Annotated in this window: 8 protein-coding genes; all 8 read left to right on the forward strand. The window is 35.5% G+C overall.

All coding sequences use genetic code 11. From position 1 onward, the window contains the following. The first annotated feature begins 177 nt into the window (after positions 1-177). Complete coding sequence (locus B9Y84_RS20270) at positions 178-756, forward strand: hypothetical protein (RefSeq protein ID WP_085519224.1); 579 nt, start codon at positions 178-180, stop codon at positions 754-756. 213 nt (positions 757-969) lie between these two features. Then, a complete protein-coding gene (locus B9Y84_RS20275; RefSeq protein ID WP_085519225.1) occupies positions 970-1,692 on the forward strand; it encodes a hypothetical protein in 723 nt (240 codons plus the stop codon). A gap of 226 nt (positions 1,693-1,918) precedes the next feature. Next, positions 1,919-2,416: a hypothetical protein gene (locus B9Y84_RS20280; protein WP_085519226.1), complete on the forward strand. Its 498-nt coding sequence runs from the start codon at positions 1,919-1,921 to the stop codon at positions 2,414-2,416. Positions 2,417-2,615: 199 nt separating this feature from the next. Further along, positions 2,616-3,431, forward strand: a complete 816-nt coding sequence (locus B9Y84_RS20285) for a DUF4348 domain-containing protein (protein WP_085519227.1) — start codon at positions 2,616-2,618, stop codon at positions 3,429-3,431. A gap of 151 nt (positions 3,432-3,582) precedes the next feature. After that, positions 3,583-3,912 (forward strand): hypothetical protein, encoded by a 330-nt coding sequence (locus B9Y84_RS20290; RefSeq protein ID WP_085519228.1) that lies wholly within the window; start codon positions 3,583-3,585, stop codon positions 3,910-3,912. A 21-nt stretch (positions 3,913-3,933) separates the two neighbouring features. Continuing rightward, the gene (locus B9Y84_RS20295) at positions 3,934-4,128 is read left to right on the forward strand and encodes a hypothetical protein (RefSeq protein ID WP_085519229.1); all 195 of its coding nucleotides are present in this window, start codon (positions 3,934-3,936) and stop codon (positions 4,126-4,128) included. 219 nt (positions 4,129-4,347) lie between these two features. Then, the gene (locus B9Y84_RS20300) at positions 4,348-4,656 is read left to right on the forward strand and encodes a nucleotidyltransferase family protein (RefSeq protein WP_085519230.1); all 309 of its coding nucleotides are present in this window, start codon (positions 4,348-4,350) and stop codon (positions 4,654-4,656) included. Continuing rightward, the coding region (locus B9Y84_RS20305; RefSeq protein ID WP_085519231.1) for a HepT-like ribonuclease domain-containing protein at positions 4,646-4,880 on the forward strand (235 nt) is incomplete at its 3' end. The genes B9Y84_RS20300 and B9Y84_RS20305, both read left to right, overlap by 11 nt.

Consider the following 4,880-nt stretch of genomic DNA (forward strand, 5'->3'; position numbering starts at 1 on the left):
AGGATTTAAGAAAGGAACATCGTATTTTTCAATTACCATTATTTCTACTACTTTAGGAGGAATTGAAAATATACTAAACACAACATCAGCTATCAAATCATTATGAAAGGTCATCAAATAACTAAGATTTCCAATCAAAACGATTGATAGCCTAACGTTGGCAACCATAACTGCAAAATGAAGATTCTACTCCACTTAATAATTATTGTATTAATCTTTTCGTGCAATAGCAAGACTGAACAGGAAAGCCATGAAACTCAAATTGTATCAACTCCGACAGACTCAAGCGAACTTTCTGATATTCTTAAAGTAGAAGACACACAGTCTCCATCAAAAAAACCTATTGAAACAGAAACAAAACAAAAAACAGTGTCATTTAACTCGTTGAAATCTGAGCCATGTAATGTTAAAGTAACCCTCTACGTCCATCAGAATATCGATAGCTTGTCAAAAGGTGCAATTGATATGTTTTTGCAGGTTTTCTCAGAGGAATGCGACAATCACGTTGAATTTTCAGAATTCAGTCAAGAAATGATATTTGAGGTATTAAGCAAGTACCCAAAGGACGTTGCTGAACTAATAACAAAAAACAACTACGACTTGAACGCCATCACATCAGAAATTTGTTGCCCTTTACTCGACCCTGCCATCAAGCCAATTATTAAAGATTTCGAGACTTTAGAGATTAGTAATCCCAAAATAGACAGTATACTAATTGCACTCAATAGAGCATTAGAATATCAGAATAATGAATAGACGTTTGCCAACATTCTGTATAAATCATGGCTGTTAGTAGGTTATTGTTCCTTCAGCTCTTTGTAGATAGCCCGGCAATCCGCAGGATTGCCTAATTAGTGAAGCTTAATTTAATAAGCCAATCCTGCGGATTGCCTCGGTAGTTAATTGAAATTTTTATACTTTTAATCAGCCACGAATTTATACAGTGGCGTTGGCAACAATAGCAACCAGATGAAACAAGCAATTATAATTATATTCTCAGTAGTATTAGCATCGTGTACAACTGACTCATCATTAGAAAACTTTTTAGCCAAGCAAAAGGAATATGAGTTACAAAGAAATGAGAGAAAATCGAATGCAATTACTAATCTAATATCAGAAAGTCAGAATAAAGAACTGCAAGTACAGAGCAAATTACAAACACTTGACTCCCTATACGACAGTGCTATTGCAGGTGTTAATGAAGGGAGCGACCTTCGGTTAATATTTGATAAATTTCAGGAGTCATCATCAAAACTTTCAAAGTATAATTATTCGGACTGGTCGGTTATCTTAAAGGAAGCTCCTGATAATTATAAGAAAATTGCAGGAACTATAGCATTAACTAAAGCAAAGACCGCAATTATGGAAAATATTTCCATGGAAGTCGGAGCGTCCTACATGTTTGACCAGCTTGAATTAATGGTTGTTCCTACAAAGACGGTTTTGTCGGCAAATGAATCATTTGAAGCAGAGGTTATATTTTCAGCTTTTTCATCAAAAAGTGAGGAGTTCATGACTTTTGTATTAAACGACAGAGACACACTTGACATAAATAATGGAAGAGCTAAAATAAAAATAAGCCCACAATCTAAAGGTTCACATACCATTAAACTGAATATGTATGATAAACAAGGCCTAGACCTTTCTGATGAGTTCATATTAGAAAAAGAAATAACGTACGAGGTCAAATAAAGACTGTTGCCAACATTCTGTCATAAATCATGGCTGTTAGTAGGTTATTGTAGCTTTGGCGCTTTGTCGATAGTCCAGCAATCCGCAGGATTGCCTTATTGGTGAAAATTAAATTAATAAGGCAATCCTGCGGATTGCCTCGGTAGTTAATTGAAATTTTTATACTTTTAATCAGCCACGAATTTATACAGTGGCGTTGTATGCCACTGTACGAATAGCTAAGAATATGCAAATAATAGATAATGACGGATTTCTAGCACTTGTAAACTCATCAAAATTCAACGCTTTCCTAACAGAAGATTGGGAATTTGATCAATTGATGAACCATTTTGTCGAGCAGATGAATCAAGGACATTTTTTGATTTGGAGAACAGGATATGAAGGAGGAACTTGGAACGTTGATTTTGTTTCCGAACGATCGAACCAAGAATCCTTTAGGGACTTTGAAGCGACTATTGAGGTTACAGACTGTAAACTATTTCTTACAGAATATTCTGATTTAACAATGGCGGCTTCATATCCAAAACAAAAAATTCCATCAAACCATAACTCTGAACTTTATCATGAACTTTCGAACGGGATTTACTCAGTTACTGTAAGACAACTTTTCAATCCTGAATTAGATGATGAGAATTTGGAATCCAAAACGAACTTTGAAATTGTACTAAAACCTTTAGATGCCGAACTAACCAATCAATTTAAAAAAGTACAATGGTTTGAATAGAGAGCGGCATACAACAAATGCTATGAATGAATGGGGTTTCATCGGTCAGGAAAGTTTGGTGGGGATTGGAAAGTCCGCCACATATTATAATTTTAAATCAAGGCGTGGCTATGTGCGAGACGAGAGGTTAGAGCATTCTAATCCCACTCATCATAGCTGTGCGTTGTAGCCAATCTGTGTTTACGAACATGAATAAAAAATGAAATATTTAATATTATTAACAACCTTCTTTACACTTAGCTGTGAAAGTCCTTCCTCAGAAAAAGAGGCAAAAGAAACAGTTGCAGAAGAATCGGTATTGACTACTTCGAGGGATTCCATCAATCAAGAACTTCCAGACACTACAGTATCAGAGGACATATCCACGCAAACTTTTATGGAATTCTTTAGCCAATTTATGTGGGATAGAGATTTTCAAAGAAGTAGGATTGAATATCCTATAAAAATTGATGCGGTCAATATTGTCGAGAAATCTGATTGGGAACACCTGTCCTTTTATACAAATAAAAGTTCCATGCCGATCCTTCATTTTGACACATTAACATACTTTGATAAAGACATAAGAGAAGAGGATATTTCTATGTACATTCTGTCATTTGAAAATGATAATGCAAAAAAATATTCCTTTGCCCAAAAAGCTGAAAATTGGAGACTTTTTTCAGTAAATACAGTTAGCATCAATTCACTTAAGGATTTAGAATTTATCGATTTTTTAAAGAGGTTTTCTTCGGACTCAATTTACCAGACGAATCATATTGAGTTCCCATTAACACGCTTTTTTGCTGACTACAATAATGATTATGAAACAGCTAGAGATTCAATCGGATCCGGAGATTGGGGGTTTTGGAATTTAATAAAATCTACTGAAGCCCTTATGGTTTTGGATGTAGAACAAAGGACACAGTACAGAACCATTTTCTTTAGAGGCATTGAAAATGGAATTCATGTGAAATATACTTTTATTAGGTCAGGAGATAGTTGGCAATTAATAAAGCTGGAAGACTACTCCACATAGAAAAACTGGCAACAACACTAAATATAGGTCATTGGGCAGATATTGCTAAAATCGAAAATGATTACATTTAAAAAAATATCTAAGGAATTGGTAGTTTGGAGCCTTGAAGTGCCCAACGCCCCATATTCTTAACGTTATATGCAATAATACTATGAACAAAATTATCCAAACTCTTTTAGTTCTGACGCTATTTGCTTGTTCTTCAGACAAGCAAACTAACCATGGCGAATCAGAAAAAACAACACCCCTACAATCCGAAAATGAAGAAGCTAAGAAGGTTGTACAAGCGGAGACAACTACGGAGGATCTGAACCCCCAAGTTGCGGTTGATTTTATTAATTCCTATGTCGATAATCCTGAAAAAATGGGAGATCGTATTGAAATAAGAGAGTGGACAAGAAATTCAGAACTGGTAACAGATTATTTCAAAACCGAATTAGATAAAATGATAACTGAAGCATATGAGCGCGAGCCTGAATAAGGATTAGGATTCGACCCAATTTTGGATGCTCAGGACTATCCCGATGGAGGGTTCAAACTTCTGAACTTTGACGAAACAACTGGTTTAACAACAGTGAATGGAAAAGAAGGGGAAAGCTTTCACATTAACATTCAGCTTGTCTCGCAAAATGGTCGAACTCTAGTGGACGGGTGCGGTGTTGTGAATTTACCTGAAGAACTCAGAGCCGCGCGATAATAAAGCATATAACATCAGCTATGAATGAATGGGGGTCGATCAGTCAGGAAAGTTTGGCGGTACTTGGAAAGTCAGCCACAATTTGTAAATTTATTAATTGCTGTGGCTGTCTGCGGTTGGCAGGCTTAGTAGTTTCTAAGCCCCACTCATCATAGCTAGGCGTTATGCACCACACCGCATTGATTAAGGATTATTCGAAATTTCATGTATCTTTGAATTATGGTTGAATTGATTCAAAATAAACTTGATGAGATTGTAGACGCATGTAAAAAACATCATGTGATTGCTATTGCTTTGTTTGGATCAGCTGCAAAAGATGCTATGAATGAAGACAGCGACATCGATCTTCTCGTTGAATTTTCTAATGAAATTGACGTTTTGGACTATGCCGATAACTATTTCTCTTTATTACATCACCTTCAAGAAATTTTAGATAGAAAAGTCGATCTGGTATCTACCAAATCACTGAAGAACCCAATTCTCAAAGAAGAGGTATACCAGTCAAAAGTAGATTTGTATGCAGCCTAAACTACTCAAATACATTTTAGACATTGAGAGTGTTATCGAGGAGATCGAATCTATTAAGCAGAAAACTCAAAATGACTTCAACAATTTTTCTAATGACATTATTTTGCAACGGGCTATAGAGAGGGATTTAGAAATCATTGGCGAAGCCATTAGGAAAATCATTGATATTAACCCAGACGTTCAAATTACAGCCTCTAAAAACATCATTGGATTAAGGAATATTA

The sequence above is a fragment of the Marivirga sericea genome, assembly GCF_900177665.1.
In the GTDB taxonomy this organism is placed as follows: Bacteria; Bacteroidota; Bacteroidia; order Cytophagales; family Cyclobacteriaceae; genus Marivirga; species Marivirga sericea.

Coding starts and splice junctions, on each gene's coding strand:
- B9Y84_RS20270 (WP_085519224.1), top strand. CDS start 178: ATGAAGATTCTACTCCACTTAATAATTATTGTATTAATCTTTTCGTGC.
- B9Y84_RS20275 (WP_085519225.1), top strand. CDS start 970: ATGAAACAAGCAATTATAATTATATTCTCAGTAGTATTAGCATCGTGT.
- B9Y84_RS20280 (WP_085519226.1), top strand. CDS start 1,919: ATGCAAATAATAGATAATGACGGATTTCTAGCACTTGTAAACTCATCA.
- B9Y84_RS20285 (WP_085519227.1), top strand. CDS start 2,616: ATGAAATATTTAATATTATTAACAACCTTCTTTACACTTAGCTGTGAA.
- B9Y84_RS20290 (WP_085519228.1), top strand. CDS start 3,583: ATGAACAAAATTATCCAAACTCTTTTAGTTCTGACGCTATTTGCTTGT.
- B9Y84_RS20300 (WP_085519230.1), top strand. CDS start 4,348: ATGGTTGAATTGATTCAAAATAAACTTGATGAGATTGTAGACGCATGT.